At 34.5% G+C, this 26,609-nt stretch carries 16 protein-coding genes and 1 pseudogene; 7 read left to right on the plus strand and 10 right to left on the minus strand.

The window, feature by feature from the left end:
* Positions 1 to 827: 827 nt before the first annotated feature.
* Positions 828 to 1,322: a peptidylprolyl isomerase gene (locus tag RGRSB_RS09210; RefSeq protein ID WP_119260792.1), complete on the plus strand. Its 495-nt coding sequence runs from the start codon at positions 828 to 830 to the stop codon at positions 1,320 to 1,322.
* A gap of 146 nt (positions 1,323 to 1,468) precedes the next feature.
* Here RGRSB_RS09210 and shc read toward each other — a convergent pair whose 3' ends face one another.
* On the minus strand, positions 1,469 to 3,400 hold the full coding sequence (gene shc / locus RGRSB_RS09215) for a squalene--hopene cyclase (protein WP_119260793.1): 1,932 nt from the start codon (positions 3,398 to 3,400) through the stop codon (positions 1,469 to 1,471).
* Positions 3,401 to 3,716: 316 nt separating this feature from the next.
* Between shc and hemJ the strand changes: the two genes are divergently transcribed.
* On the plus strand, positions 3,717 to 4,283 hold the full coding sequence (hemJ, locus tag RGRSB_RS09220) for a protoporphyrinogen oxidase HemJ (protein WP_119260794.1): 567 nt from the start codon (positions 3,717 to 3,719) through the stop codon (positions 4,281 to 4,283).
* Between the two features lie 1,561 nt (positions 4,284 to 5,844).
* Here hemJ and thiO read toward each other — a convergent pair.
* Positions 5,845 to 7,845 carry a glycine oxidase ThiO gene (gene thiO / locus RGRSB_RS10825; protein ID WP_119260795.1) on the minus strand — a complete coding sequence of 667 codons (2,001 nt, stop codon included), beginning with the start codon at positions 7,843 to 7,845 and terminating at the stop codon, positions 5,845 to 5,847.
* 693 nt (positions 7,846 to 8,538) lie between these two features.
* Positions 8,539 to 9,918: an IctB family putative bicarbonate transporter gene (locus tag RGRSB_RS09230; protein WP_119260796.1), complete on the minus strand. Its 1,380-nt coding sequence runs from the start codon at positions 9,916 to 9,918 to the stop codon at positions 8,539 to 8,541.
* An 882-nt stretch (positions 9,919 to 10,800) separates the two neighbouring features.
* Here RGRSB_RS09230 and RGRSB_RS09235 point away from each other — a divergent pair.
* Positions 10,801 to 11,490, plus strand: coding sequence for a M15 family metallopeptidase (locus RGRSB_RS09235; protein ID WP_172582119.1), 690 nt, complete (start codon positions 10,801 to 10,803; stop codon positions 11,488 to 11,490).
* Between the two features lie 588 nt (positions 11,491 to 12,078).
* On the opposite strand, the gene RGRSB_RS09240 is transcribed toward RGRSB_RS09235, so the two are convergent.
* Together RGRSB_RS09240 and uvrC are read right to left on the minus strand one after the other, a co-directional pair.
* Positions 12,079 to 12,717, minus strand: a complete 639-nt coding sequence (locus RGRSB_RS09240; protein WP_119260798.1) for a M23 family metallopeptidase — start codon at positions 12,715 to 12,717, stop codon at positions 12,079 to 12,081.
* Between the two features lie 468 nt (positions 12,718 to 13,185).
* A complete protein-coding gene (gene uvrC / locus RGRSB_RS09245) occupies positions 13,186 to 15,027 on the minus strand; it encodes an excinuclease ABC subunit UvrC (protein WP_172582120.1) in 1,842 nt (613 codons plus the stop codon).
* Positions 15,028 to 15,300: 273 nt separating this feature from the next.
* On the opposite strand from uvrC, the gene RGRSB_RS09250 reads away from it, so the two are divergent.
* Together RGRSB_RS09250 and RGRSB_RS10830 are read left to right on the plus strand one after the other, a co-directional pair.
* The gene (locus tag RGRSB_RS09250; protein ID WP_119260800.1) at positions 15,301 to 16,134 is read left to right on the plus strand and encodes a carbohydrate ABC transporter permease; all 834 of its coding nucleotides are present in this window, start codon (positions 15,301 to 15,303) and stop codon (positions 16,132 to 16,134) included.
* A gap of 238 nt (positions 16,135 to 16,372) precedes the next feature.
* The gene (locus tag RGRSB_RS10830; RefSeq protein WP_269460787.1) at positions 16,373 to 16,498 is read left to right on the plus strand and encodes a hypothetical protein; all 126 of its coding nucleotides are present in this window, start codon (positions 16,373 to 16,375) and stop codon (positions 16,496 to 16,498) included.
* A gap of 910 nt (positions 16,499 to 17,408) precedes the next feature.
* On the opposite strand, the gene coaBC is transcribed toward RGRSB_RS10830, so the two are convergent.
* The 3 genes from coaBC to surE all read right to left on the minus strand — a co-directional run bounded on the left by coaBC (position 17,409) and on the right by surE (position 20,170).
* On the minus strand, positions 17,409 to 18,662 hold the full coding sequence (gene coaBC, locus RGRSB_RS09255) for a bifunctional phosphopantothenoylcysteine decarboxylase/phosphopantothenate--cysteine ligase CoaBC (protein WP_119260801.1): 1,254 nt from the start codon (positions 18,660 to 18,662) through the stop codon (positions 17,409 to 17,411).
* Positions 18,663 to 18,707: 45 nt separating this feature from the next.
* Positions 18,708 to 19,289: a DUF3727 domain-containing protein gene (locus RGRSB_RS09260; protein ID WP_119260802.1), complete on the minus strand. Its 582-nt coding sequence runs from the start codon at positions 19,287 to 19,289 to the stop codon at positions 18,708 to 18,710.
* A gap of 65 nt (positions 19,290 to 19,354) precedes the next feature.
* On the minus strand, positions 19,355 to 20,170 hold the full coding sequence (gene surE, locus RGRSB_RS09265) for a 5'/3'-nucleotidase SurE (RefSeq protein WP_119260803.1): 816 nt from the start codon (positions 20,168 to 20,170) through the stop codon (positions 19,355 to 19,357).
* A 232-nt stretch (positions 20,171 to 20,402) separates the two neighbouring features.
* Between surE and pheS the strand changes: the two genes are divergently transcribed.
* The gene (gene pheS / locus RGRSB_RS09270; protein WP_119260804.1) at positions 20,403 to 21,407 is read left to right on the plus strand and encodes a phenylalanine--tRNA ligase subunit alpha; all 1,005 of its coding nucleotides are present in this window, start codon (positions 20,403 to 20,405) and stop codon (positions 21,405 to 21,407) included.
* 1,892 nt (positions 21,408 to 23,299) lie between these two features.
* Here pheS and RGRSB_RS09275 read toward each other — a convergent pair.
* A pseudogene (locus tag RGRSB_RS09275) lies at positions 23,300 to 24,130 on the minus strand (branched-chain amino acid ABC transporter permease); the annotation flags it as partial.
* Between the two features lie 135 nt (positions 24,131 to 24,265).
* Here RGRSB_RS09275 and RGRSB_RS10250 point away from each other — a divergent pair.
* Positions 24,266 to 24,409: a hypothetical protein gene (locus RGRSB_RS10250; RefSeq protein WP_172582093.1), complete on the plus strand. Its 144-nt coding sequence runs from the start codon at positions 24,266 to 24,268 to the stop codon at positions 24,407 to 24,409.
* A gap of 88 nt (positions 24,410 to 24,497) precedes the next feature.
* Here the strand turns inward: RGRSB_RS10250 and RGRSB_RS09280 are convergent, their stop codons facing one another.
* Positions 24,498 to 25,976, minus strand: coding sequence for an FAD-dependent oxidoreductase (locus tag RGRSB_RS09280; protein ID WP_119260805.1), 1,479 nt, complete (start codon positions 25,974 to 25,976; stop codon positions 24,498 to 24,500).
* Between the last annotated feature and the right edge of the window lie 633 nt (positions 25,977 to 26,609).

The following is a 26,609-nucleotide window of genomic DNA, read 5'->3' on the forward strand; positions in this document are numbered from 1 at the left end:
AATAATCTCTTACCAACATCGGTACTTAAAAAGTATTGACTTTTATGCAAATTATTTCATTTCTTTCAAATAAAATAGTTAAAAGGAAATGATGTTTATGATAGGTCTATGTAAATTAGATTAATTAATCATTTTGATGGTTTTATATTTATTCTCTAACTAGAAATAGTCGATAATTTTCCTCAAAGTCGCATTACTGTAAAGTGTTTTAATAACTATATCCTCAGTACTAAAAGTTTTATCTATAAGTTCAATATCGTGTTTGATTTCATTGTATAAATAAACAGGTTAATAACCCTCTCTTCGCCAGAAATAATTTACGCTCTTATAAGATTTTTTTGTTAAACATATTGTATAAATAATGACAGCCTGAATATTGAAATTTAGCGAAGACTAAGTGTAAAAGTCTAAATTTAACTTGGAAGGTGATTTTCTTGTAGTAGTTGTGTCAACCATGTTCTGTTCTGACTATTATCTCTGTCATACTAGTTTTCTGCTCTCGATCTTTAGTAATTGCTTTATACTTTCAGACTGACTAAATTTATACATCTAAGTTAGATATCCAATGTGTAACTCCATCTAAGAGTTGCACATCTGGTTAATTTTGAGATGGAATTAATTAATTTTTTATACATGCTCTAACTCATCAGATGAAATCCTATAATTATTTCCAATGTTTGTATCTAAGTATGGAAGGAGCCGATTATATCTCCCATAAATAATCTATCGTAAACACATTTATAGTAGAATCAAAGACTAAGGATTTCAATGAGTAAATCCATTGTTATCACATTGTCTCTCTAATCTTAAACACCAAAACTTTTACTATGGCGAATCCAACTGTATTTTTTGATATTGAAATTGATGGAAATAAGACTGGCCGTATAGAATTTGAACTCTTTGCTGATGTTGTGCCTAAAACTGCTGAGAACTTCCGTCAATTATGTACCACAGAAGCCGGTTTTGGGTACAAAAATAGTACTTTCCATCGCATTATTCCTAACTTTATGTGTCAAGGGGGTGATTTTACCCGAGGTGATGGCACAGGAGGTAAATCAATTTACGGTATATCCTTTAAGGATGAAAACTTTCAACTTAAGCATACTGAACCTGGAATTTTGTCTATGGCTAATGCCGGGCCTGATACCAATGGCTCTCAATTTTTTATTTGTACTATCCCTTGTAACTGGTTAGATGGTAAACACGTCGTTTTTGGAAAAGTATCCAAAGGATATGAAATCGTAGAAATAATGGAAAAAGTAGGAACTGATGAAGGACGGACAACAGCAAAAGTCGTTATTACTGATTGTGGCGAACTTTAACAAAAAAATGTCAAATTAAAGTAGAGACCGAAGGTCATTTGTCCCTAAAGTTAATGTAGTGTTTCAAGGTTATCAAAAGGTTTCAAGGTTATCAAAAGTGATAAGGTGGGAATCGCCCACCTTATCTTGCAACCTCATTTGAAGTACTACATTTGGGATGACAGATAATTATAACGGCCCAGGGCCATTAATGGAAAATAATGGCGGTAAAGATGATAACGGATATAGAAATGACACGGAAACCCCGTTCCAGTGAACTCGGCTTCTTCCCAGGTTCCCTCAGCCGTTTGGCTCGCTAGTAAATAGTTAATACCCCTTTTTATAGCATCGGTGGCAAAAGTCCCTAATGCTTTCCCCGTATCCAATAATCCAATTAAGGCCCAAGCGGTCTGGGAGGCAGTGCTAACCCCTATTCCTTTGAGGGAAGGATCATTATAACTCCAACAGGTTTCACCCCATCCTCCATCAGTATTTTGACAACTGACTAGCCAGTTAACGGCTTTTTCCATCTGGGGTTTATGAGTATCCGCAGCGATGACCGCTAAAGCAGATAATACTCCACTGGTTCCATAAATATAATTTACGCCCCACCGTCCAAACCAGCTACCATCAGCTTCTTGTTCCTTATCTAAATAAGTTAAAGCTTTTTGAACGCGATCACCGTCGATTTCCAAGCCACAAGACCCCAACATTTCTAACACCCTGGCAGTGATATCAGCCGTATTGGGATCGATCATAGCTTTTAAGTCTCCATAGGGAATCTCATTGATCCAATTTTTATCATTATCCACATCAAAAGCTGCCCAACCTCCAGGCTTACATTGCATAGTTGCTATCCATTCCACACAACGATTAATAGCAGCTTGTTTGCGATTTTCGTCGGGCAATTTAACGCCATGTAAAGCCATGACTATAACCCCAGAATCATCGATATCTGGATAGAAACGGTTCTTAAATTCAAAAGACCAGCCCCCCGGTTTTCCTTGGGAATTTTTAATTGCCCAATCTCCATAGTCAAGAACTTGTTGATTGAGTAGCCATTCACCTCCTTTAACTAAAGCTTGATGATCCGGGTTTAACCCTGATTCAACTAAAGCTCTTAACGCCCAACCCGTATCCCAAACAGGAGAAACACAAGCTTGAACACGATAGGTTTCTTTCTCTTCAATAGAAAAACGATCAATGGCTTCAAATCCTCTTTGAACACAGGGATCAGCTACATCATAATTAAGTACCCGAAAAGCAATTAATGAGTTGACCATTGGGGGCATAATTCCTCCCCAATCTCCGCTTTCTTGTTGATGGTTTAAAATCCATCGTTCCGAGGCTTGAAGACTTTTTTTATAGAAGGGAACTAAATTATTTTTTCTACTCCATTTAAATACTTTATCTAAAATCAGAAAAATATCCGACCAGTTTTTATTACTAGGCAAAATATATTTTACATTTTTAATCCCCTCAGTATATAATTCATTGAGTGTAAAATCTTTATTAATTTGAAAAACAGGCTTTTCATTAAAAACAATTAATAAGGGAACTGTACTTTCTCTAGCCCAACTAGACATCTCATAAATATTGAAGAAGAAATTATTAGGAAGCAGCATAATCCAAGGAGGAATAGAAGGAATTCCTCGCCAGTCATAACAGCCAATTAAAGCTAGATGAAACTTGGTAAAAATCCTGGTTTTACTAATACCCCCTTTACTAAGAATAAAGTTCTTAGCTCGAATTAATGCAGGATCTTCTTGAGAAACTCCTAATAAACGCAAAGCCATATAGGCCTCAACAGAAGTGCTAATTTCTCCACCGTCACCATAAAAAAGTTCCCATCCTCCCTGTTTATTTTGTTGACGACGGAGATAGGTTTCTATTTTATGGAGAGGAAGAGTTGTGTCAGTTCCCCAAATTTTATACAGTAGAACAGTTTCGGCTGTTAGAGTAATATTCGATTCAAGTTCCCCCCACCAATACCCGTCAGGATATTGTAGGGAAAGTAAATAGTCTTGGCTAGCCAAGATAGCCTTGCTAAGGTTTAATGGGTTAATTTCAACCGATGACACACTCTCTTGTATCTGCATTTATGTTCTGTTTTACTCCTCGATTGTCCCTCTAGATTATAGCTAGTTTAATATTTTCTTAAGTCACTATAGATAGCTTGTCTAAAGTCAACTAGATACAGTCTACTCCTTGCAAAAGCAGATCTGGTATCAGAAGCTGATTTGGACTATGAAATATTGGAAAACCAAGCATTTTATACTGAGAAGACAGATTGTCTCAAAAGTTATCTAAGGTTTTCGATAAATTTTCGTCGAGGATTTTTAGGAAAGTCTCAGAGAACTCGGTACACTCACAATTAATAGTTAGTTTCAATTTATATTGTGGTCAATAAGTATTATGATGTATTTTTGGTTTAAAGCCTTTCACCTTATTGGTATTGTGGTTTGGTTTGCAGGATTATTTTATTTAGTCCGTTTGTTTGTCTATCATGTGGAAGCTTCTCAACAACCTGAACCTGCTCAAACTATCCTTAAAACTCAATACGAAATTATGGAGAAACGTCTCTATAAGATCATCACCACGCCAGGAATGATAATGACAGTGACTATGGCTATTGGTTTGATTTTTACAAAACCTGAAATTTTAAAGTTAGGATGGTTACATATTAAGTTAGCTTTCGTCGCCCTGCTTTTAGCTTATCATTTCTTTTGTGGCTGGATTATGAAACGGTTAGAGAAAAAAGAATGTCAATGGACAGGTCAACAGTTTCGCACTTTCAATGAAGCTCCAACCATATTATTGGTCATAATTATTTTACTGGCAGTTTTTAAAAAAAGTTTACCATTGTACTTGACTACTTTACTAGTTTTTACTCTTATTATTATAATAACTACTTCAATTCAACTTTATGCGAAGAAACGTAATCGTAATCAAGAAGAAATGCAAAAAGCAACGCAAAAATAAGTAGGAGTAACGAGAATAAAAAGTCTTTAAGTTGTTGAAAATTAGTAAAAAATCTATTATCGCAAGATAGGGTATAAAAATCTCTCTCTTTTCATTCATATTCTTAGTTGTTCTGATTTTTTTAACCTCTATAAATCATCATTTTTAGTAAACAAAAAAAATTTTTTTATAAAAAATTACCATACAAATCAAGTACAAGGTAAGTAAACCATATTTTTGATAAAAGAATTAGTTAGACTTTGTAAAACTGACTCTAATCACTAAAATATTTGTTATTTTTAGTGTTTTTTCTTAAAAATATGGGGTTAACATCAATAGTTTAGGATTTTCTCTAAAAGTTACTTATAAGCAATATTTGAGTAGATTATAAAATGTAAAAAGTTTAAAAAATTATCCTAAAATTAGTGTCAACCTTAGTCACTATTTAACTAATTTCTCTAGACTCCTAGAAGTCCATACCCTTTCTATACTTATTGACTTCCCTTCTTAGGCAGGTTAGGTTATGGATAGGATAGATACTTTAACTGATTAATAAAATTTAATCTTGTAAGCTTTCTTTGATTTAAACAATTTACAGTCACTTGAAAATCAATTTTAGATTAAACATTTAAGAAATTGAAGTGTTTAGAATCGTTTTATTAACTTTTTTGTTAGGTTAATTGATTGTATCTTTTCACCTAAAATAATCTCTATTGATTTAGGTGAAAAGGTAAGTCAACTTTACTTTTTGCTGTTTTAAAACAACAATTGTAGTTTTTATTATTGGCAATTACTATTTTATATAAGGGTTAATTTTGTCACTCTCTAACTTAGATATTGAGAATAACAACCGTGTTTTCAGATGTCGTAAAACTCACATTCTGATTAAGATTATTTGTTCGACAATATAGTTTCTTATCTAAAGTTCAAAAAATAACTATATTTTCTACCAACAAAATAAGGATTTAAAATAATATAAGTTTTTACTAGTTTCTCAACCGTGGACTCTAGGAAGGTCTTTGGGATATGAAAAAAATCTAATAATTCCATATTTAGTCAAATTTTAGTTTTCATGATTATCTATAATTAAAACTGAGCTCTTCGTCTTATTAGTTTCCAAATGGTAGTCTTCGAGCTATAAATGAGTGAAAAGAATCGAACCGCAGGGGAACAACCACTACAATGTTTTAGTGTCGGGATGAAAATATTACTCAGGACTTTACCACGAAGCTAGAAGAGCTAGAACAGAATAAATCTAATCAATATATAAAAACAGGCTTGCGAATACAAAAGATAAACCCCACCGCTCCAGCTAGTAGAGATATACGTCCCTAGGTTGAGCTAGCTACACAATGTAATAATGTTAAAAAGCTCAAAGCGAGTAAAAAAGTTTTTCTGGTGGTTAAAAAACGATGTATCTACAGCTGATGGATAGTCGGCAATGTTCACTGTGGAGACATCTGGATGGGAGTAGATAAATGTCAACATTCTCTATATAGACAAAGACTGATAAAACAATAATATCTTATTGCGAGGTGGAGAAGCCTGTGCTGTACGTCTATGCGACTTGTCGAGAGAAATATCACCCAGTTAGTGAAAACTTTTGGCCATCGATGGTTCCTGTCAAAGGAGAACTAGCACTAGCATACTCTTTAACAGGAATACAACCTCCCAAATAAGCTAAACGTCCGGCTTCAATCGCCATTCCCATTGCCTTTGCCATTTCCACAGGATTTTTAGACAAAGCGATCGCACTATTAATTAACACTGCATCAGCTCCTAATTCCATCACTTTTGCTGCTTCACTGGGAGTCCTTATCCCTGCATCAACTACTACGGGGACTTTCGCTTCTTGGATAATAATAGTGATGTTAGCTTCGTTGCGAATACCCTGACCAGAACCAATTGGGGAAGCTAAGGGCATCACTGTAGCACATCCTATCTCTTCGAGACGTTTGGCTAATAGGGGATCAGCGTTAATATAGGGAAGTACTGCAAACCCTTCTTTGACTAAGATTTCAGCTGCTTGCAAAGTCCCGATGGGATCAGGTAGCAAATATTTAGCATCTGGGATCACTTCTAGCTTGACGAAGTTATTATCTTCTTGTCCCAATAATTTTGCCATTTCTCGTCCTAACCTGGCTACTCGGATAGCTTCTTGGGCTGTTTTACACCCTGCAGTATTGGGCAACATCCAGGTTTTGCCCCAGTCTAAGGCTTCGGCTAATCCTTCATGTCCAGGGGCTTTAGTTTGCACTCGTCTAACAGCTACGGTGACAATTTGACAACCACTAGCAGCCACACTATTTTGCATACTTGCAATGTTAGAATATTTCCCTGTTCCTGTCATTAAACGTGAATGAAAGTTGCGCCCGGCAATCATTAAGTCATCGTGGGTAGGGGAAGAAAGTTCTCGATAGGATAATGATCCGTTAGTTCCATTGAGGGGAGTTGGAGAAGTTGGATTAAAAGCTGTCATAATTACAGGAGTAGAAGTAGGTCGACTGTAGAAACGATCACTCCGAAAAGCATCGAGAATAGGATCAGACTTCTGGTTAATAATCAAATTACTAATTAAGGAGGCGGTTATAGGAGCTAGTAAAATGCCATTACGATGGTGTCCTGTTGCTAAAATTAGGTTATCACAAGAACTTTGACCTAAAATTGGCAATTCATCTGGAGTTACTGGGCGATAGCCCCACCAAAATTCCTGAATTGGCCAATTAGCTAATTCAGGATAAAGTCGGATCGCCCTGGTTAGTAAGGTCTCAATGCCTTGAGGAGTATTTTGGGGAGTCCAACCTACCTCTTCAGAGGTTGCACCAATAATTAAACGACCATTACGTCGGGGGACAAGGTAGGTAGCTGGACCATACAATACTCGTTGTAAAGGAAAAGGTTCTTCGGATTGTCGGGGCATAGTGATAGACAACATTTGTCCCTTTACTGGGCGAACAGGCAAAGGAAGAATTTGACTAGCCCAAGATCCACTAGCGATAACGTAAGTTTCCGCTTTAATTTCTCCCTCAGTCGTTAAAACACTAGTTACCTTGCCTTGTTTTTGTTGAACAGTTTGAACAGTTACTCCATTGCGGACGTTAACGCCTAATTGCTGGGCTGCTTTGCCTAGAGCTTCTATCACTTTGCAGTTGTCTACTTGACCATCTTCGGGATACCACCATCCTCCGACGACATCATTTCCTAACCCTGGTTGATGAAAACGAATAGCGGTTTCGTCTAACCACTGGGCAGTAGCGGTATTACGCAAATACTCAGAGGGGGGATCATAGACAGGGGCGATAATACCGCAAGGATTGTATCCTAGATCGAGTCCAGTAAGGTCTTGAATTTTGCGAACCCATTCAGGGTATAGCCAGCGAGACTTAATACATAAATTCAGGAAAGGGCCTGGAGTTAGGGCTTCTGCATGGGGAGCCAACATTCCCGCAGCCGCCTGGCTTGCCGTTTTGGAAGAATTTCGGTTGAGGAGGGTGACAGACGCGCCTTTTAGTCTAAGGTCCACAGCGATGGACAAGCCAATAATGCCACCGCCAATAATAAGAATGTTGTTGGTTGGGTTCATGTGTTATTCCGTAATTTCACCCCTTCTTTACTTAATTATAGAGTTTGACATCCCAACTTAACCGTAAGACAGCTGTAATTTTTAAGCCTCACGATTTAGGTTTCTGCTTCGGTACAACTCCATGTACTCACAAAGAGCCTAATAGACTAACGTTCGTCCCACAGACCATTCTTTCAAGCCCTGCGGTTTTTATGTGTTGAAATCTATAACGGGAAAATTCCTGTATTTTTTGATTCCAGAGATGCTTATACTCATTACTCTATCCTCTTTTCCCGATCCACTGATTTATCTTAGTGTCCAGTTTAACTGGACTTAGCTCTAAAGGACTATCTAAATCTATCGTCTCGGGTAAGTCGCTTGACCACTTAACATTGTAATATAAAGCTATCGTTCTACGACAAAGCTTCTACCCAAATTTTCTGATAAGAAGAAGATGATTACCTTTTTCATTTCTAGACGAGTTGAACGAAATTGCTTCGCCTAAATGGGAAGTATTGACATAGAAGCAGAGATGGTACTCTTAATGGTTATTAAAACGTATTTATAAATTTGTTCTAGAATGAATTTTTGCTAAGAACAAACATAATATACTAAATCTATCAGCGCGTTGACAAAAAAACTTGTCAAATAGTAGTAAGTGTCTTATAGATAAATGTTCACTATACAGACGGCAATAAAATAATTTAAGAGACATTATTTTATTGCTTGTTCTTTTGTTTTAAATTGATACTGACTAGCAATCAAAGCCACTACAAACCACCACAAGGTATTAACTTGAGGACGATACCAAACTGTGTCGACTAACCCTTGAGCCAAAATACCAGCCATAGCTGCGGTTGCCGCTATTAACCAAAAGCCTTGGATATTACGTTTTAAACGTAACCTTTGTATTTGTTGAACCCCTTGATTAAAGATAACCACAATTAACCAAAGAAAAATTCCTAAGCCAATTAATCCCATTTCTACTGCCGTTTCCAAGAAGATGGAATAAGCACTCAGAGCACTATATCTAGGACTCATATAACGAGGATAAACAATATTAAAAGCTCCATTTCCCGGACCAATACCCGTTAGGGGATAATCTCGTATCATATCGATCACTCCCATCCAAACGTTCATCCGAAAATTATTACTACTATCTTCACGTCCAGCGAAAATACTCATAACTCGTAACCGTAAAGGTTCTATCGTCATCACTGTAACCAGAATAAATCCCGTAAATCCTCCTAATACTATAGTTAATAGCCATTTACGCCATAAATTAGGTAAAAATTTCCAAAACCATAGGAAAAGCAATAACAGAAAGACCACTAACAAGGCTATCATGCCAATCCATCCACCCCTGCTGCCTGTAAAATACAGACAAGCAGAATTAGTTAAAACCATGGTGATTGCTAGAGTTTTCGGTAACCAACCTCGCCAGACAAAACATGCCCCAATACTCAGGGCGATTGCAGGAAATAAATAGGCACAAAGTAAATTAGGATTACCTAAATAACTATAAACGCGAGTTGCTTGTGCTAATTCAGAGGTCGGATCATTCCAGGTAGCTAGCTGTTCAACTCCAAAAAAATTTTGTCTTACTCCATAGGAACTGACCACTAAGCCAATTAGTAAAACAACAGTAATTAGCCAGTTAGTAATACGAGGTGATCGTAGAATTCGCGCACATATTTCAAAAAATAAAAGGTATAGACTCAATTTAATTAATCCTGATAATGCAATTGCTTTGACTGGAGAAAATGCTACTGCAATAGCAGCAATTCCCCAATACAACATCACCATCAGATGAATAGGAGTAACTCCTGGAGATCCCTGATCAGATATGGTTAATATTCCCCAATACCCAGCTAAAGCTATTAACCAAACCCCAATTAAACTGGTGGTAATAAAGGGTCCAAAAATAAAGACAATACTAATAAGTAATGCACCAAGAGGTTCTCCCCATTTTAAGAGCAAACTTCCCTCTCGCCATTGACTCAATAAACCGACAGTGCGATATAAATAACTGCCACTAAGCCATTGATATGGAGAGAAACAGGAGAAAGTCAATCGATTCCAAACAGAATTCATAGATATTAACCAGTAATTGCAGATTTTTTTATTTATCTAAGACGAAATTGATGATTGCCAACTCTCTTAAGGGTTGAATATAAATCAAATATAATTAACTAACCTTTTAATTTAGTTTAATTATACAACTATAGGTTATTGAAGACGAAATCAGTAGAATTTAAGTTGCGAAATATTATAGTATAGTAACTTATATCCAATAAAAATTACTTGATCTCTTATAGAGAATGGAGGTTATGATAGACTATTTTATGATTTAATAACGCTTTATGACTTCCTATCTATACAATAGTGATTTTAGACAAAAATATTATATTTATTTCTTAAACGCTAAGTTAATCAAATATTGAAGTAGCTTTAATTTAAAAATTAAAATTAATAAAAAAACATTAACAAATTACTTCTGGATAAGTCGATGGATAATTATTTATTTTGTCAGAAATTAGATTAGCAGTTTTGCTTAAATTGTTTTCATTATAAAATGATAGATAAATGGTTGAATTATAAACATTAACTTAAGACAAAGGGCTCACCAAAAGTAAAATGTTTTATTTCACTTTAAAAATTTAAAAAATAGTTATCATTAAAACAAATAAAAACCTTTACTAACAAAAAATTATGAATCATAGAAAGATACTGAATTAGCTCCTGTAAAGATATATCTAAGAGTTCATCATATAGACTATCAATGAGCTACTCTACGAGATAGAGGATCACTAGGTCAATTATCTCATCGAGTAGAAGTTATCATCCTGAAAATAGCAATAATTCTATATTTGCGATAGTATTTAACGAGATTCCACAGTGAAGTCATGGTGTTTTATTCTAAAAATTTTTTATTTTCGCTTATTTTTAACCATTACCAACAGTAAATCAGTGAATATTAAGCCTTATCACAGCATTTCTATACAAGATTGTGAGGAACCTTTAGTTACTATTCCTCTCGAAAAATTCTCTATAGAATCACCCCATCCCTATGAAAAACTAGGAGCAATTTACCAAGGAAAATCTCCCTATTATTTACGTCAAGGGGTTTTGGATGCTTTATTAAAAGCTCAAACTCATTTACATCAAGAATATCCAGGATGGAACATACAAATTTTTGATGCCTATCGACCTGTACAAGTGCAACAATTTATGGTTGATTACACTTTTAATCTAGTTATTAAAGAACAAAAGTTAATTCGAGAAAACTTAACCCTTCAGCAACAACAAACTATTTGGGAAAAAGTATATCAAATTTGGGCAATTCCCAGTGATGATCATGCGACTCCTCCTCCCCATAGTACCGGGGCTGCTATTGATATTACCTTAGTTGATAATCAAGGAAATTCTCTCAATATGGGGGGAGAAATTGATGAACTATCAGGGCGTTCACACCCTAATTATTATATTAATAATAATTCTAAAACAGAAAGAACCTATCATAAGCGACGAGAAATTTTGAAGAAAATTATGACTAAAGCCGGATTTTGTCGTCATCCTAGGGAATGGTGGCATTTTTCTTTAGGCGACCAAATTTGGGCTTGGCAAAAAGGTAAGTCTATAGCTCATTATGGTAGAATTACATAAAATAAGGATTAAGCATCCTGAAGTTTTCAGTATATCTTAACTTAGGTCTTAAGGTGTAAATTAAATCTTCTTAGGAAAGATTTTAATAAATATGTAAATTGATACTAAAACAACTATTAGATTGGATACCCAAAGGAAAGTATTAGCACCCCTAATACTTAAATTAAACAAATTTAAAAAATTCTCAAACAATTTTGGTTTGGGAAAGTTTCATTTCTAGATATAGACATTGTTTGAGAATTGCATGATAACTACTGTATATTTTTTATCGTTATAGATAAGTTGTTTTTAGCAGAAACTGAATAGGTAAGTGTGTAGTATCTACTGTAAAAATATAAAAACCGTGAGTCAAATACCCATAATGGTAACTTAACTGATCAGAGTAAATCTTAAAAAGATCAACGGTTATTTAAAATACAAAAGAATAAATTCAATTTTTTTTAAAAAAAACAGAAATTAAAAAACTATTCCAAACATAAATCCAGACACTGATGGGAATTTGAACAACAGAAGTTAGCAGTGGATACATTTCCATTAGCATTTTACCTGTTTGTGATTACAGACGAACCCTAACTATCACTGTGAACTTCAAGAAGATACTTGATAGCGGAACATCTCCTTAATTACTAATCCAGGGTTAATATATTGATCTCCATGTTTTAATCCCCAATGTAGATGAGAGCCAGTAGTTCGGCCAGTCATCCCGACACGACCAATTCTTACCCCTGCTGGAATTTCTTGACCTTGCCAAATAATAATTCCCCCATCTCGATCTATTAAATAACGTCCCTGAGGAGTGTCTTCGATTGATCCCATCAAATGGCAGTAAATATGTTGCCACTGTCCTGATTGAATTTTAATCATAGTTCCACAAGCAGTATGGTCAGATAAACTTATCACTCGACCTGTCCACCAATTTCGCACATAACTACCCAAGGGGGCAGCCATATCTAACCCTCGATGAAATTGAGTTTCTCCAGTAATGGGAGATGTACGATAACCATATCCAGAGGTGTATGTTTGAAAGTTTTCCACTGGGAATGAGGCATATTGCCAAATATTTCTAGAAGTGATTATTGGAACATGTTGTGCTTTTAATGGAGACTGTCCTAACCATTCAAAACCTAAACAGGTTATAAACCCCATCAAAGCTAACAAAATTGGACAAGACTGTCGGAAACGAAAAATATTGAGCTTTCGCCTAACAAACCTGATGATCTTGATCATGTCACTACTCACACTTTATATTACTAAGATTGTCATTGTGGTATTATTTTTGCATGATAATCGTTTTTGTTATTAATTTGATCATTGATCACAGTAGTTGATTGTAAATCATCCTAAGTCATTGTGATGATTGTTTAAGACTTTAATGAGTTTTGTTAAAACCAAAAACTAATATTTAAGTGATCATCTTCTTATTCAATTTTTCCTGAATGTGGTAATGATTGCTAATGATCTATTGAAGAATAAAATCACTGGTTTAATCTTACTGAACAATAGCTCTATCTCTCAACATAAAAAAAAATTTATAAACTCCAGCACAGCACAAAAATTACAGAATATTTTTTATACTTATCTATATAGAAACATCCCCTTTTTAGACACAGGAGAACTCTGTTAATGAGAAAATGTTGATATCTATGGCGTACGGCATTTATTTCCTTGGGACGGCTCAGTGTATGAAAAGTAAAGTTAATGAGGATGAAAATAATTATAAATTTCTTTAGCTAAGGCTTTTCCAATACCAGAAACTTGTTGTAATTCTTCTATAGACGCTTCCCGAATATAACCAATAGAATGAAAATAGACTAACAGATGTTTTTGACGTTCAAATCCTAACCCTGGAATTTCATCTAATCGTGATCGCCGACTTGTTTTTAGTCTTTGTTGACGATGAAAACTAACAGCAAAACGGTGCGCTTCATCCCGGACTCTCCTTAATAAAAGAACCCCAGGTTGTTCCGAGTTAGTTATTAATGGTTTAGACTTCCTAGGAAGAAAAATTTCTTCTTTTTGTTTAGCTAAACTTACCACCTGGAATTCTTCCATTAGGTTTAATTCTTCCAATACAGCTACAACAGCTGAAAGTTGACCTTTTCCTCCATCAATCATAATTACATTGGGACGATTTTCACTCTCAGATTGATAATTACGAAAGCGGCGATTAATAACTTCAGCCATACTAACAAAATCATCAGAATGACCAATTTTTACCGTAGGACTTTTAATTTTAAAATGTCGATAATGTTGTTTAGCAGGAATTCCATCGATAAAAACCACTTGAGAAGCAACCGCATTTGATCCTTGAATATGGGAAATATCATACCCTTCGATACGTCTTGGTAACTCTGGTAAACCTAACACTTGTGTGAGATCTTCCATCGCCGTTAGATTTTGTTCTATTGTTCGTTGAGTCCGTTTTAACTCATAGTTTGCATTTCGTTCTACCATATCAATTAATTGGGCTTTTAATTGCCGTTTAGGAACAGTAATAGATACTTTTTTTCCCTTACGTTCACTTAACCATTTCTCCAAAATCTCCATTTCTGGCAACTTATATTGAACAATAATTTCAGTAGGAATTTCTACTCCATCCGCTTGCCAGTAATGTTCTTCAAAAACCCGTTGTAAAATTGCTCCAGGAATTCCTGAATCAGCATCTGTAAAAAAACCTAACCGTCCTACTAGACGACCAGCACGAATTTGGAATAATTGAATGCAACAATGTTTAGCATCGCTGGACAAAGCAATAGCGTCTCGTGATACAGTATCATCAGGTAATGAAACTTTTTGAGCTACTGTCAATGTATTTATTGCTTTAAGTTGATCTCGAATAGCAGCAGCTTTTTCGAAGTTTAATTTAACTGCTTCTTTTTCCATTTGATGTTCAAGAGTTGCTATTAATTCTGCCGTCCTCCCCTGAAAAATCATCGCTATCTTTTCTACAATTTTATTGTAATCTTCAGTAGAAATTAATCCTTGACAAACCCCGGGACATTTTCCAAGTTCATAGTTAAGACAAGGACGATCTTTAAAAAGAGGTTTAGGACGCTGACGTAAGGGAAAAACTTGTTTAACTAAACGTAGGGTATATCGTAACAAATGAGTGTCTACATAAGGACCATAATAGCGATCACGTTCCTTGTTTAATCGTCGTTTACGGGTAATAAAAATACGGGGATACTCTTCCGACCAAGTAATGCAAACGTAAGGATATTTCTTATCATCTTTAAGTAGAACATTGAAATATGGTTGATGCCGTTTGATCAGGTTCGCTTCTAAGGCTAATGCTTCAGCTTCTGTATCAGTGACAATAAACTCAATATCGGTCACTTGTTGAAGCATCAAAGCAATGCGAGGACTGTGGGATTGGGATTGTTGGAAATAGGAACGAACCCGTGATCGCAGTTTTTTTGACTTTCCAATATAAAGAATATCTCCATCTTCATTACGCATTAGATAGATCCCTGGTTCAGAAGGAAGTTCCTTCAGACGAGTTTCTAAAGTATCATTATTTGATAGTAACGGTACAATTGTGGACAATATGGACACTCCTTTTTTCTAAAAAAAGTTTAATAAAAAAGTAAAGCATTTATAATAAAAAGTAAAAATACAGTGTTGCCATTTAAGTCTTAGAACCAAATATCTTAGTTTGTACATTAAGTTCACAGTTACCGCTTCAGCGCTAAAAGACTAACTACAACCCTGAATTCTAACTCACCATTTTAGCTAAAATATTGCTTATACAGCCTGATACCAATTCCTAAAAAAGTCTAACAGCTACTAAAACTCGTTAATTTTCTATCAATGGTGAATTGTAAATATCTAAACAAAACTGGTATTCGCTACTTACTTTTAACTATCATCGCCCTAGGAATGCTTTTTCCTCTCTTCTGGTTATTAAGTACTGCATTCAAATCTCCCACAGAAGATATTTTTACCGTTTCCTGGCAATTACTTCCACAAAACCCTACCTGGGATAATTTTCTATCAGTTTGGCAAATTTACCCTTTTGGACGCTATTTATTTAACAGTACCGTCGTTGCTATTTTAACCGTTAGCTTAAACCTATTATTTTGTTCTCTGGCTGCTTATCCCCTCGCTAGACTAGATTTTAAAGGACGAGATCTTTTATTTGCAGTTATTGTAGCCACTATTATGATTCCCTTTCAAATTGTGATGATTCCTTTGTATATTCTGACAGTACAATTAGGACTTCGCAACACTTATCTCGGAATTATATTCCCCAATTTAGCCTCAGCATTTGGTATTTTTCTGTTACGTCAAGCATTCCAAGGAGTTCCCAAAGAATTAGAAGAAGCCGCCCGTATTGATGGCTGTTCAGAATTCGACATTTGGTGGCATATTATGATTTCTGCGGTACGTCCAGCTTTAGTTACTCTGGCTATTTTTGTCTTTATTGGGGCTTGGAGTGACTTTTTATGGCCATTAATTATTCTTGATAGCCCTGAACATTATACTCTCCCTCTAGGCGTTGCTAAGTTAGCCAGTGCTTTAGATCTCGACTGGCGGTTAATTGCAGCCGGTTCAATCATTTCTATTGTCCCAGCTTTATTATTATTCGTATTTTTGCAAAAATACATCATTCCCACTGATGTAGGAAGTGGGATGAAAGGATGATAGAGTCAGGCAATCTGTGATACGCTTATCATTCCTGATTTTAGGTAGTTATCTCCGATTTCGTAGAGGCTCGGACACCTAATTTATTTAATACCTATGACTTAACGTAAGATACCACATAAGATGGAGTAGAGCATTAGCTATATGATTCGAGTCAGAAAACTTACTGAGCAACTGCACTAATAATAGAAATCTCCTCAATACAGCTTTAGAGATATGGTTACAAGTAACCTACCTAATGAATGTAGAACAACCTAAAACATTTCCAAAAACTGCTGAGTCCTTGAAGTTCCAACGTGACTTAGATTGGTTAGAAAAAATTGACCAATATCTGTATTGGAAAACTATTTCTGATAATGACTGAAGTTTTTTTTGAATACTTCTTTTTATGATAGTTTTATATTCTGTGATTGATCAAAATCATATGCAGGCTATTGAACTAAGCAATGAAATTGATACTAACAAAATTTAGTTACAAATTAGGCAATCTTACTGAAAATATGTAATATGTACACTTTTTCCTAGAAAATATTGAAACTAATCTTAGTAAGAGGAAGCCAAATTTAGAGAGTTCTCATTTAATTTTGCTATATTCGTCGATTTTACGGATTTATGAAAAGAGCTGTAAGCATATAGTTATTCAATATCACTTGACTCATAAATATGTATTAATGTTAATACTAATAAATGTTTTTTATAAATCATGTAATTTTATAAATTAAAAAACTAATAATACTATTTTTTTGACTCATGACTTAAGAATTAAATATTTGTAATTTTTTATTATTACATATTCAGGATGCTTATATAAAAAATTGTCGTTCATATTCTCTATATAAAAAAGTTTTGCCGTTAATAGGTCATAAAATTCCAGACCTGCGGTAGATATTTTTGTATTTTATTAACATTTATTTCTCGATAAAATAAATTAAAAATTCTTAATTTACTATTAACATTTATGTATGTCTATTGTGGGAGATATAACTTCCTATTTGAGAATAGTAAGTGAAAATTTATGGTAGGAAGTATTAGTCTTAATCCTCTATTTTATGTTTGTTCTTGCTATCATCATGACAGAACAAATACTCTCTAAAAGAATATGTTCAACTCGTCGATTTAATTATAATGATAAATTTCTATTTTTTTGTAACTTGTTGGTACTTTTTACTATCTTTAATTTAAGTAAAACTAAGATGATATTTCTTGTCAAGATATAAAAAAGACTAGTCCTTTTTATTCAATCTATAATTTTTTCTGTAAAAATTTCTATATTTCTATATTAATTTACAAATCTTCTCCAAATGTTCAACAATTTTTGTGGCTATCTCTCTTTTTCCTATCATCTTTTGAGGCAGCTCATTTTGAGTAACTAAATAAGCAATATGTCCCTGTTTACTTCTCATTTCTTCTCCTCGGTTAGCAACCACAACCTGATACCCTTTTTTGATTCTAGCACTAGCAAGTTCTATTAAAGCTTCATGGCTCACTTGTTCTTGATATTTAAATGTCACCATATAGAGATCAGGAAACTTTTGTCTAACTTCTTCAATCACTTTAATGGTCGGAATCAGCTTAATACTTTTTAACTTTTCTCCACTAGTAATTTTGCCAAATATAGTTTTCTTCGGTTGATAGTCAGCAACTGCTGCAGAAAAAATTCCAAAAACATAGTTTTTGTTGCTTAATTTTTTTATCACTAATTCTAAATAATCTTGATAAGTTTTGATAATTTGATATGGTAAATAATCAGGGGGGGTGTAAGAGCTTTCTCCATGAATTAGATTTATATCTGCCCCTTTCAAGTATAATTCCTTAGCAATTATTACACCTAACTGTCCCGTAAAGTGATTAGTTAAACGACGGATATTATCAATAGGAACTGGTGTTGGTCCACCTGTAACTAAGACAGGGATATTTTTGAGAGGAGAATTATTAATTAGACGGCAAACTTCTACTACAATATCTTGTTCATGAGGGATATTATTCTTACCATAATCTTGTCTGGGTGGCATAATTTTTACCCCTAAATTATATAAGAATTTCAAGGATTCTGTTAAAATAGAATTGTGTAGACTACCGTGCATAGTGGGAACAATCATAATCTTAGTTTTCCCTTGTTCCATGCGTCCTAAAGCAGATGCTAAGGTGGAGGTAATCACCCCATCGGCAATACCGTAACGCATTTTATTAATAGTATTATAGGTAGCAGGAGCCACAAGATAGGCAGTAAAGGGAGCGCGATCACTTAAATGTTCAGCCACTGATGTTAACTTAGTAACAATGGGGTTATTAGTACTCCATTCTAGAGCATCTAAAGTAACATATCGAGTTGCTTCTTTGGAGACAAAAGCAGAAACACTAGCCCCTTCTCGACGCAAAGCACGTGCAATCAAAGGGGTTTTCATAGCAGCTATTCCACCAGTAATCAATAAGGCAATGTTTTGTCCGAGGAGATTATTTCCTACCAAAGGAACGTCATGATCTCCCAAGTCAGAAGATGGAGGTATACTAAAATCCCAGTCTTTCATACACTTATCGGTTAGACTATTGGATATTAACTCTTATATTATCGACTATTCCGTATCATCAAATAATAACTCCTCCAAAATAGGCTGCATTTGCTGATCATCAGGAGAGACTAAAGATATTTGTCCAAGTAAGTCATATTTAGCCAAAAATAACAAAGGAGCAAGAGGAGTATAAACGGAATATCTTTGATTTTTGTGATAGAATCCAGCCAAAAACTGTAGTTCTTCTGAGTCTAAGGGTTGCTCTTCAGTATCTAATTCAAGGTTCAGAATACCATCATCTTCAATGGGAGGTAATTCTCCTTTAACCGTTAAAGTAAAAGCGGTAAAACTTAAAGCTAAATCCAATTCAGCTAAAACAGCCCTAGCATCAGGAAAAATTTCCTGGATTTCTACTTTGTCTTCTAAAAGAACAACATTGGTGTCTTCGTCTTCCTCCTCTGATCGCCCATCCCAGGCCAAAATAACAACAGGAATATCGACGGGCATAAGAAGGATATAAGTCCCATCTTCTGCCTCCAGGGCGTTTTCTACATAACATTCTAAAGTGCGACCCTCGTTATCAGTTAGGGTAACACTATCAATTTCTTCTGGCTCGTTTTCTGAACTAAATTGGAACGAGGACATGGTCTTGAATAGGACTGTGATAGTTGATCAGAATATCACACAATGTCATTAGTTATTGACAAGAATTAACTTAGATAAGTGTCCAACCAGCCAGTTTTATAAAGATACTTAAATCCCTCAATATCTGTCAAATTATACTGTAACGGGGTAATGGTAATGTAATTGTGTTGAATTCCTTGGACGTCTGTAGGAATATCTGATGGAAGATGGAGATGTTCAGGTTGTTCAATTTCAGTAACTAACTCCCCAGCCAACCAATAATAGCTTTTTCCCCTAGGATCAATACGCTGTTCAAATTGCTCCACATAGCGGCGTAACCCTTGACGGGTGATCATAACACCGGCGATCACATCTTGGGAAACTGGAGGAATATTCACATTTAAAAGAGTTGCTTTCGGTAATGGATGACTAACTAATTGCTGGACTAAGGTACAAGCAAAATTAGCTCCCGGTTGAAATTCTTTTGAAGAAAAACTAGCTAAACTTATAGCAATACTAGGAATTCCTTCGATCGCTCCCTCCATAGCCGCTGAAACTGTCCCCGAATACAATACATCGGTACCTAAGTTAGATCCGTGATTAATTCCTGAAATCACCACATCAGGAAGGCTCTTAAACACAGCATTGAGAGCAAATTTAACGCAGTCTGAGGGAGTTCCTGAACAAGACCAAGCGACCACTTGGGGATGAAAAAGGTTTTCCACCACCTCAGCACGAATCGGGTGGTGAAGGGTTAACCCATGACCAGTTGCTGAGCGTTCGCGGTCAGGACAAACCACCGTTACCTCATGGCCTGCCTGGGATAGAGTATTTGCTAAGGTGCGAATACCTTTAGAGAAAATACCATCATCATTACAGATCAGTAGTTTTAAAGATTCCATGATCAAACTTGAAAAGGAGAAAAGAAAGGCAAAAAGTAAAACTTGAGCACAACAATTGAGACATTTATCTTAACTATAATCCTCTCATCAGGTTTCAGTGTGATAATGATTTAAGTGAGATTGAAACAAGAGTAAGGACAAAACTTCGATACACTAATGTGTAGATGTCAAAACATTTCCCAAATGAATTTTGACTGCTAACTTCTGACTGCTAACTTCTGACTTTATTCCCATGACTACAACTTCTAACACCTTAGAATTGGAATTACAAACTCTACAGGACGAAGCACAAGAGGCGATCACGTCCATTACAGATTTGGAAGATCTCGAACAACTTCGCATTAACTATCTAGGGAAAAAGGGGAAAATTTCCAGAATTTTGCGGGGAATGGGTAAATTAAGTAAGGAAGAACGTCCCCGTGTTGGGTCCTTGGCTAATGAAGTCAAAGAAGCTTTACAAACTAATCTTGACCGACAACGTCAAACCCTACAAGTTGCTCAAATTCAAGCTCAACTTGTTGTAGAAACTCTTGATGTGACTATGCCTGGGGTCAGTCGTCCTCTAGGTCGTCTTCATCCTCTTAATAGCACTGTTGATCGAATGTTAGATATTTTTGTCGGTTTAGGGTACGGTGTAGCTACCGGGCCCCATTTAGAAACGGATTATTATAATTTTGAGGCGTTGAATATTCCCTCCGATCATCCTGCGAGGGATATGCAAGATACATTCTTTTTAGCTGACGGTCGTTTGTTACGAACCCACACCTCTCCCGTACAAATTCGCTACATGGAGACTCATGAACCTCCTATCCGTATTGTGGCTCCTGGATGTGTTTATCGTCGGGATACGGTGGATGCAACCCATTCAGCAGTGTTCCATCAAGTGGAGATTTTGACCGTAGACAAAGGGTTAACTTTTACCAATTTAAAAGGTACTATCAAAGAGTTTTTAAAACAGATGTTTGGAAAAGAATTACCTGTTAAATTCCGTGCTAGTTATTTTCCTTTTACAGAACCTTCAGCAGAAGTGGATGTACAGTGGCAAGGGAAATGGTTAGAAGTGATGGGATGCGGCATGGTTGATCCTAATGTACTCAAATCTGTGGGTTATGATCCAGAGGTTTATACAGGGTTTGCTGCTGGTTTAGGAGTCGAAAGATTTGCCATGGTATTACACAAAATTGATGATATTCGCCGTTTCTATAGTAGTGATATGCGGTTTTTATCACAATTTTAACAGTAAATAATAAATAGTCATTAATAGTATTTTTAAAATGATGGTATGCTTTGTTATTTTGTCAGGCTTTGTTTGTTATTATTTATTACGTTTAAGTCGATAGCTCTAAATAAAGGTCAAAAAAACAAATTATTTTAATTTACATCCCTATGTTTAGGCAATTAGAGTTAAATTTGTATTGCTTAGATTGATATCTTTGGGATTAACTCTTTTAAACAAAATTTTATTTAAATAAATAGGCTAAATTCTATTTATCTTCAAACATCTTTTTGACAATTTTATTCGACGCTATTTACCGTTTATAAAATATTTATCTATTTTTCTTTTTTTACTTTATTAAATAAATTCAATTGGTTCTATTAAACTTGTTATATAACAATCAAAAATATAAAAAAAAGTTTGATTAATAATCATAGAATTTTTAAGAAAAATAGTAAATATATGTACATAATTATAGTAGATTTTATCTTTAAACTAAATTGTAATAGATTTAGTCTTTTCACTTAGTATCAAATACTTAACTGAATTTAATAAATGATATTTTTTTTTAGAAACACTCACAATTACTTGTTGCAAGATTATAAATGATATCGGGGTAGTTTTATTTATCGAAAAAATAGATTTGACAGTAACTTGTATCTATTATGGTTCAACTACCAGGAAACTTCATCAGAATAATGAATTAACTATGAGAGATTTACTTTGAGTAGAGAAAATCGTATATATCAGGATCAATTATCGTATTTTACAATCACATCGTAAAATATAATATGATTAATGCAGAAAAAATAACAATGACTAAAATCTATTCTTTTCCAGTTTTTATAAAGTTAACAAAATTTTTATAAAAAAAATCAATTAAAGTTTTTAAAGTCCAGTAATATAAAGCTTTGCTATTTTCTCTAAGTTTCAACAGATATCGATAAAAATCTATAACAGAGTCTGTAGCTTCAAATTTTTTAAAAATTAACTTCCAGATAATTTTTATTAACCAGTAATCAAGGTTCTACAGATTTGCTAAAGCTAAACTCTGCGTTAGGTAAATCACTTATTGCATAGAGGTTGTCTCCCATCTCTTGATTTTAGGGATTTATTATCCATACTTTCGTCGATGGTGTAATCTTTGGCTTTTTCTAGGAAAATATTGAGATGGTTGACTATAATGATTTATTTTTTGATATATAAAACAAGTGTGCTGTAAATTTTCATTAAAATTGTTGCTGCTACCCTAATAATTGCAATGGTAATATTACATAGACTACATTCAACCCAATGAAATAAATATCGATAAATGTCGTTATTAAAAATAATAAGCAGAAAAAGTTTCTTAGATTAAAATTTACTATTTATATTCATCTATGATGTTTTAAAAAATCATAGCACTAGTATATAATTTTGCTGTAAAAACTAGAAGTATTCAACTGAAATATACCTTTTTGCTTGAAAAAGTTCTATATTAATGCTGGCTATTATCATAAACAACAACCACTTTTTGAATCATTTTTTCCTTAATTTAATCAAACAAATTAAGAACGTTGATTATAATTATAATTTATCATTGAACCAACGAAAATTTTCGTGTTATGTTTATAACATTCTAAATGTTCCACAAACTAGACAAATATCACTATAGTCACTGAATATAATAGTCATCATAAATTATGAGAGACTTCATTAATGGAAAATAGCTGAATTTCATCAATTCCCAAATTATTTTTAAGATGGTCTAAGCAATTAATTATTTTTTATAAATCTCCCTATACATACCCATTAGCATCATTAAAAGTTGAAAGATCAACCTAATAATTCTACCAGTTTTATATATTGAGTTGAGTTATAATGTTTTTGATAGTAATCTTAACTATCTGAGGGAATGTATTATTTTTTTTCAAAAAAAGTACTTGGGGACGAACTAAGAGAATGACAATCATAATTATAAAGATACCCCTCATTTATATTCTGAACCTAGCTAAGGAATACTAACACTTAATTCTTGAACAATACCAACCACTAATCCACCAAGAATAGCCCCATAAGGATCACCAATTCCTCCTAAAATAACTGAGGCAAACATAGGCAAAATTATGAACCATCCCATAGTCGGTTTAATAGTAAAAATTGTCTATACATGACTCCTCCCAAAGAGTCCATCCCTCCCATAATTACCAAAGTCTAAAGAACTACTTTTTCTATATTAATCTCTGATACCCTTGCTAAGTTTATATTATTGGCTACCGCTCGCATTACCTTACCAAGTTTAGTCTTTTGTAAGAGAAAATGAAGAACTGTAACAGCCACAACGACTAACCCCATTACTATTAGTCGATATCGTTCAAATTTAATTCCTAAAAACTCTTGAGCAGGAACAAGAAGAAGTTGATAGCTTTGATTGTTCCTCCCCAAAGCATTAAAATTCTGTTGTGAATAAACAATGCTAAGTGAATAGAAATAACAATCAAAGTGGTGGAAGTCGCGCGGCAATTACGCATTGGTTTTTACAGTAGATATTCCGCGATGATCATAGCAACAATGGTTCCAGCGGACCCTATAATTATCGAAACCTACAAATTAAGCCCGCCAATTTTGGCTACCCAAGTCAAATAAGCCCCCAATGTCATAAAATCAACGTGGGCAAAGTTAGATAGTCGCAAAATTACCTAAGTGAGAGTTAAACCCACTGCAGTGAGAGCAATGATACTTCCAATAATTAGTCCGTTAAAAATTCAGTTGGGGTATTTCTATAGACTCCTAAATGATAATTTACTATGATTCCATATCATGTCATATTTAGGCAACTTGGTTGACATACTCTACTTCCTGAGGTGAGTGGATTCTCCAAATGTCACTGTTCTAGATTCATGGCTCAACTAGCTTCGCTTAAATTGAAATCTTCTTTTGTCTTTAACCTTGAGGCAATCCTCTCCGCAGACGTTTACCCCATCTCAGGAGCCTGTTCTTGTATATCCTACGATGCTATTCAAAACCAGATACTTGGTGCTTAGAGTTTTTACCGGTACAAGCTTTTGGACACAGAACGCTAGAACTCCAGCTTTTACAGCGAAAGTAAAGATTAAAAGACTAAGACTTCTACTATTTAACCGTAAAAATTTGTAAAGGGTAAGAATCAGCAACTAAAGTTTCTGCTTGTTCCTTTACCTCTTTCAAATTTGTCGAATCAAACGCTATTTTAGGAGAAGATTCTTCGAAGTTAATCAAGGTTTTAATACGCTGATAGGCTTGGTAGGCAACAGTGGGAAAAAAAGAGAATTTACCAGGAAGAACACATAAATAATTACTTTCAGCATTGGACTCAATCCAATAACTATAACGCCTTTTTTGATCTTCTTCACTAATAAATTCAGTTTTCATACATTCATAACTAAAAAGCTGACGACTATATAGTTTTTCTTGACCAAAATAACGCTCTGCTAATTCTAGAATAGGTTCAATATCAATATCTTCTGGTTCTTCATCTCTCATATAACCTGAATTAGCTAACATTGAGTAGATGAATTTTTGGTTACCCTTTTCCCTTTGCTGAACAAAATGATTGAAATGAAAGCGATTTTTCGTAGACATTCTGACAAAATTATTATCCACTAAAGCTGGATAGGCTACCACCATGGCACTTCGACTTCGCTTTAGTCTAGCTCTTATCTGCAAGTCGGCTAAAAAAGATTCAAATTCTTCCCCAACTGTAAAAATAAACAACTTAGCCTTCAGTCGTTTAGATAGTCCTTGTTTAGTTTTACAAATCAAACTTTTCAAACGAATCGGACCGTAGCGATCCATTAAAAGTCTATCGATGGTAACCCCCATTTCAAACGCTACTCCCTGATTTAGACAACTTGCTACTAAATCTTTGAGAATTCTACTTGTGTTCATCGAACAATCCAGAGTGTGGAGAACTTCATAATTAGAGGGCTTTATTCCATAAGAATCATCAAAGTGAGAACAAAGATTATGAATAGTTTTATTTGATTGACGCAAAGAACAAGAGATTCCTTCGTGATTTTCTACTTGGGCGTAACTGGGAGCAATACAACTATTATTATTTTTCCAATTATGTTGTTTTCCATAGGCAATCTCTAACCGACCTAAAACTCTATTTAGTTGAATATTAATCTGTACTGTATCACTTTTCAAACGAGATGAACTGATTTCTGGTGCATCAGCTTGAGGGTGAATAATATGTACTGGTTGAGCATTAAACCATCCTTGGGAATTAGGGATAATAGTTGGACTGTAAAAATTAGAAGATTTCTCAGTTAAATTAATATTACAGTTTTCCGAAAAATAGGGACTATAAAAATTGATTATATCTTCTACTCCATTGACACAATTAATAAAAGTTTGGGCATCGTCTTGACCAGAATATAAAGCCCCTGTATGAAACCATCCTTCTAATTTACCCGATGCTAAGTTACCTAATTTAAGAGATTTTTCTAAAACTTTAATAGTTAAATTACTATGACGAGAGAGAAATTCAGTTATAGCAATTCCAGCAATACCACCTCCAACAACAACGACATCAACATATTCTATTTCAGATGCTTGAATTGAATCCATAAGTTTATTTTACTAATCTATTTTATACGACTGTTAACGGGCTTAGATAAGGCTTGATAAATTGTTGCTAAAGTTTTCATATCTTTAACCATTTATTCATGAACCAAAACTGGTATTTGGACTTCATTACCTAGATTAATTTTAGAACTGTTAGGCTATGTGGCAGTCAGATCATTAGGTAATCGGGAGCCTATGTGATTGTAACATTGATTCTTTCTAAACTTTTTGGGATATTGTGATTTAACTGAGTTAGAAATTCACTATTAGGATATACTGGTTCAATCCCTGAACTTGCTAAGATGCTGACGCTTAATGTTTCATTATTTTAGATGCAGAAGTATTAAGATGTTAAACTTGCTTGACTTTTACAAAGTATTGGAGATAATAGAGTGTCACAACTTACCCCATTCTAAATAGAATTAAATCTATAAATACTTTTGGGCTAAAAGCACCACTAATATAGTTTACTATTTATTGGGCTAAATATTCTAGATGATCATCTCCGTTATTGGGTTTTAAATTCAAAAAGTATATTGACTACTCTATTTTGCTAAAATAGTCAATCTTAGTGTTAAATATGGCTAAGGTACCGTGTAGTTCATGAATTAGTAAAATAGAGTTAGGTTGATGAGA

The organism is cyanobacterium endosymbiont of Rhopalodia gibberula (assembly GCF_003574135.1).
GTDB lineage: Bacteria > Cyanobacteriota > Cyanobacteriia > Cyanobacteriales > Microcystaceae > Rippkaea.